This window comes from Paenisporosarcina sp., from assembly GCF_057785155.1.
In genome coordinates this window covers 1-4,472 of the sequence record NZ_JBYNRN010000027.1, presented here as the reverse complement: position 1 = coordinate 4,472, position 4,472 = coordinate 1, and the positions used below count along the sequence as shown (strand labels likewise).

Below are 4,472 nucleotides of genomic sequence, written 5' to 3'. Positions count from 1 at the left end.
AAAGCTCCGAGCTTCAGGGATAAATATTCCGAGCCGACTGCTAAAACTGAATCCAGAGTCATCAATGAACTCAGAAAAGAATTCAAATTAGCCGTTATTCTTGAAGCAATAGCTTTTCCAAAGGCCACCTATATGTATTGGCAAAAGCGATTAAACGAACCTAATCCAGATGAAGAGATTGAAAACATGATCAAGGAGATTGTAGACAAGAATGATGAAAATTACGGTTATCGTCGAATTGATATAGATTTACGCAAGAGAGGCTATTGCGTAAATCACAAAAAGATCCTTCGTATTACTAATAAGCTCGACATGACATGCAAATCCTTCACACGAAAGTCTAGGAAATATAGTACGTACAAAGGAACAGTTGGCACGACTTCAAAAAACCTTGTCAATCGTAGATTTTATACAAGCATCCCATATCAAAAACTAACAACTGATACAACCGAATTTAAATATTACGAGACGAATGCGAGTGGGAAGTTAATCATTAAGAAGGCTTATTTAGATCCGTTCTTAGATATGTTTAATAGTGAGATTTTATCCTACCGGCTCTCAGAACGCCCAAACGCAAAAGCCATCATGGATGCCTTGGATGAAGCAATAGAAATAGCAAAAGACTGCACCTATCGAACGACGATACACTCTGACCAGGGTTGGGCGTATCAAATGAAGGCATATGTTAAGAAGCTAAAAGATAATGGGATATTCCAAAGTATGTCGCGAAAAGGAAACTGTCTGGATAATTCGCTTATGGAAAACTTCTTCGGCATAATGAAACAGGAAATGTATTACGGGAAAGTTTATCGCTCTTTTGAAGAGCTGAAGAAAGCAGTGAATAAGTATATTTATTACTATAATAATGAACGGATAAAAGCAAAATTGACTGGTATGAGCCCGGTTGAATACCGTCTCCATACCAGCCAACTAGCTGCTTAAATACTTCGGTCTAACTTTTGGGGTTCAGTACACTTTAAGAGGTCTTTTTTATTTGGATTGGCAGCATCCCATTCAAGTGAGAGCGGACCTTCTTTATTAACTTCACGGGTATGACATGAAAATTTTTCTCCCATCAATTTCAATCCTCACTCCAATAATTGATAATCCTTTGTTAGAAATATCCTGTTTGCTAAGCCCAGTGGAGTCATACGTAACAAAGCCTTCTAAAATCACAATTTCATCTGTAATGGTTTTCTTCATTTTGTTTTCAACCATACTTTCTTTTACCCAATCGCTAAATTCTATTTTGATCGATTCATTAGTAATTTCCTTGTGCCTATCTTTTTCTAAAATGATATAAAAACTGTCCTTTGCAATGATAGGATTCGATTCATCTACGTATTCTGTATTTACTTGATAAGTACTGATTCCTATTCCATTAACAAAATAGCAGATTTCCTCTTACTCTAAGTAAATATTATTTCAAGGTAAGTCATTGACTTCATGTGCTACACGTATTCCCGACTCAATTGCACCTTGTATCCAACCGTGTGGCAGAGAAGTGTGTTCCCCTGCAAAGTGTACCCTTCCTTCCGGAGCAGAGAGAGAAGGAAAAAGTTCTGTTTCTTGTTCTGGTTTAAACAGCGTGAAAGCCCCACCTGAATATGGATTTTGAGCCCAACTGTAAGAAGCTCCTGTAATAAATTCATCATATACTTGTTGACCATGGATGGTAGCCAAATTCTCTAATGCTTGTTGAATCCGATTTTCTTCACTTAAACTGTCCCATGGTATGGCATCATCCTCCCAAGTATAACTAACTACAATTACTCCAGACTGGTTCTTTCCAATTCCATGGCTGGGATAATAACTAAATCGAATGGGCAAATCAGACGCCGTTTGACCACCTTGTATCCCTTCCGCCTCCCAAAATCTACTTTTAAACTGAAGGCCAATCTTTGTGGAAGTCACATAATGAAGTTCTCGAATCGCTTTCCACTTGTTATGGGAAAAAGAATCATGGGGTTCTACTTCAACGAATTGCAGAATTGAGAAAGGAATGGTCAAGATGCAAATGTCACATGTCATTTCAGTTGGTTTTAACGACTCTGTATTCTTAGAATGAAGTGTAACTTGATTATTATATTGAACAATTTTGGTCATCTGTTGCCCATACAAAATGTTTTCTTCTAATTGTGGGAGAAATGCTTTTGGGAGTTGGTCATTTCCTCCAGTAATCTCATAGAAATTGATATCAGGGTTGAAAAGAATCATAAATTCACGTAATAAATCAAGAAAAGCGAGTTCAGCTAAGCCCTCGATAGCAAGGAGTACCTTAATCATTTCAATGGCACCAGGAGATAAAGTCACCCCATTAGGGTTGTATCTTAAAAACCCATCCATCGAGTATTTATCATATTCCTTTATTACCCAACTCCAATTTTCCAACGGATTTAGATTGATAAAGTCTATAACTGGTTGGAGTACTGGTTGAATCAACTCCATAGCTGTTTTGCCCTTTTCGTGAGGGGCAACTGGGTAGCCAAGGATATCAGGGTTCTGTTTATACAGATATTGGCGTGTTTTGATCCCATTCACGTAGATCAGGTCGTTTAGCGTACTGTTAATAAACGAATTTACTGGTAAGCGGAATTTTTTTATGTATTCCAAAGTCAAATAATGAAGATTTGGAATACGCATTGCTCCGGCTTCCATGTACTGCCAATTGATAAAAGGGGTTCGTTTCGTATAAACACGTCCTCCTACTCTTTTTGAAGCTTCAAGGATGGTTACGTTGTGTCCGGCTTCCTTTAACAAAGAGGCAGCGACCAATCCAGACATACCTGCGCCGACAATGAGTATCTTTTTAGGAGTTTGCGTTTTTTTTAGTCCATGTTGAATCGTCGAAATCATTTGATCGGGTGATACAGGAGGAAACATGTTAGTCATATCCTTTCTCCTTTGCATACCTCATCACATTTGAGAAGTAAAACATCTCTGATTTGAGGTTTACTATCAATCTATTCTTCTAGACATATTTCTGTGTAAAATTTCAATAATTTGGAAGTACTCTAGAGCACCTTTGTGAGTGGAGTCGGGACTCCGTTCATCTTATTCTGTCTTTCATTTCTGAAGGGGATTTTAAACCATTCCAAATAAAAAAATCCACCCTTGAGTTCTGATTGACTCGGGTTGATTTTCGTGAAAAACCATCTTCATGAGAAGGACATTTTTTTCAAAACCTATTGATATTTATTCATCGGACGGGAAAAGCTAACCCACCGATAGCCCGTCAACTCAACGATGTATGTTGGGTGAATAAAAGATGGATGGGTGAAAAAGAGAAGAAGTGAGACCCCGTAAGGGTTGGTTCGGTGGGGCGAACTTCCGACTCGGGGTGTTATGTCAACCTGGGGTGTATAAGGGATACAATCATTTACCAGTAAGTGTATTTTCTTTTCCAATAATTATATTGTTATTTATTATTGAAGTATTACAATTAGTTACAAGAAGAGGGAGTTTTGACATTGATGATTTCATCCTTAATATGCTTGGTACTTTGATAGGATTTGGAAGTTACCTTACCAAGTAGGAGCTTTTCTTTTTGTATAAAAAGATTAATAAGGGAGTAGTTATTGTGAAAAGAAAAATAGGTATCTATATTTTATTAACTAGTATTGGATTTTTCCTTCTTTACTCAATGGCAAGTATTCCTATCAGAACTGAATTAAATAATGACATAGTAACACTTTTATGTATTTTGTTTGGGGTTCTCATTGAATGGCGTAAATTGTTAAGTATTATAAAAAACGGAGTTAAATTAAACTGGTTAATTGTGCCTTCTATTTTACTGTTAATTTTCGCTTTTTTCTCCCTTGGCATACTCCATACTATTATTGGAACTAACTTATATCCACCGATAATTTCCCTACTTCAAATAGAAATAACTAGAACTGTAATTTTTGTATTTACGGGAATTTTACTAGTTAGAGCTTTATCTAGATGAAAATTAAAATCAAACTGATTCTTATTGAGTAATGGAGTCATAAACTTCCTCATCCGCGTGTTATGTCAACCTACTGAGGTTTTACGGACGGAACATCCAGTTTCTTGTTGACCTAACGCACCACGTTAGGTCAATTAAGTCCAAGTTCACAATCAGAATAATTCTCAAGATTCTGATATATTGTTATGAAAATTATAATACAATCATTGGTAATAATTTGAAAATATTTAATAGAAAGTAGGAATTGAATGATTTATGAAGCCGATGTTACTGTAAGGAAAAAGTTAATACCTATGTTTAAAAATATGGATAGCACTATTATTCTTTCATATCTCCAAGGACATATGGGAACTGCTTGGGTAGATAACCTTGAGAATCCAACGGTTGCTCAGATAACTGTGGGGATTTTTGTGTTTTATGCTGGAAATCCCAATATAAAGGAAGCAGAAGAGTTGCTTAATAATTTACCTGATTTCACTCTAGTAATTGTTGAATCTGACGAATGGAAAAGCCGCATAGAAAC

At 36.4% G+C, this 4,472-nt stretch carries 5 protein-coding genes and 1 pseudogene; 4 read left to right on the top strand and 2 right to left on the bottom strand.

Annotation, left to right across the window (positions count from 1 at the left end; translation table 11 throughout):
• A pseudogene (locus AC3EA5_RS10980) lies at positions 1-942 on the top strand (IS3 family transposase); the annotation flags it as partial.
• A gap of 102 nt (positions 943-1,044) precedes the next feature.
• On the opposite strand, the gene AC3EA5_RS10975 reads toward AC3EA5_RS10980, so the two are convergent.
• On the bottom strand, positions 1,045-1,203 hold the full coding sequence (locus AC3EA5_RS10975; RefSeq protein WP_488608390.1) for a hypothetical protein: 159 nt from the start codon (positions 1,201-1,203) through the stop codon (positions 1,045-1,047).
• Between the two features lie 222 nt (positions 1,204-1,425).
• Entirely contained in the window at positions 1,426-2,892 is a 1,467-nt protein-coding gene (locus AC3EA5_RS10970; RefSeq protein ID WP_488608389.1) for a flavin monoamine oxidase family protein, read from the bottom strand.
• A 400-nt stretch (positions 2,893-3,292) separates the two neighbouring features.
• On the opposite strand from AC3EA5_RS10970, the gene AC3EA5_RS10965 reads away from it, so the two are divergent.
• The 3 genes from AC3EA5_RS10965 to AC3EA5_RS10955 form a co-directional block, all read left to right on the top strand.
• Positions 3,293-3,535 carry a VanZ family protein gene (locus AC3EA5_RS10965; RefSeq protein WP_488608388.1) on the top strand — a complete coding sequence of 81 codons (243 nt, stop codon included), beginning with the start codon at positions 3,293-3,295 and terminating at the stop codon, positions 3,533-3,535.
• Between the two features lie 12 nt (positions 3,536-3,547).
• Positions 3,548-3,949 carry a hypothetical protein gene (locus AC3EA5_RS10960; RefSeq protein WP_488608387.1) on the top strand — a complete coding sequence of 134 codons (402 nt, stop codon included), beginning with the start codon at positions 3,548-3,550 and terminating at the stop codon, positions 3,947-3,949.
• Between the two features lie 248 nt (positions 3,950-4,197).
• Positions 4,198-4,472 (top strand): GNAT family N-acetyltransferase (locus AC3EA5_RS10955; RefSeq protein WP_488608386.1); only part of this gene is annotated, 275 nt, incomplete at its 3' end.

Excerpts from the sequence above, each read along its gene's own strand:
- AC3EA5_RS10975 (WP_488608390.1), bottom strand. The coding sequence starts at position 1,203 with ATGAAGAAAACCATTACAGATGAAATTGTGATTTTAGAAGGCTTTGTT.
- AC3EA5_RS10970 (WP_488608389.1), bottom strand. The coding sequence starts at position 2,892 with ATGACTAACATGTTTCCTCCTGTATCACCCGATCAAATGATTTCGACG.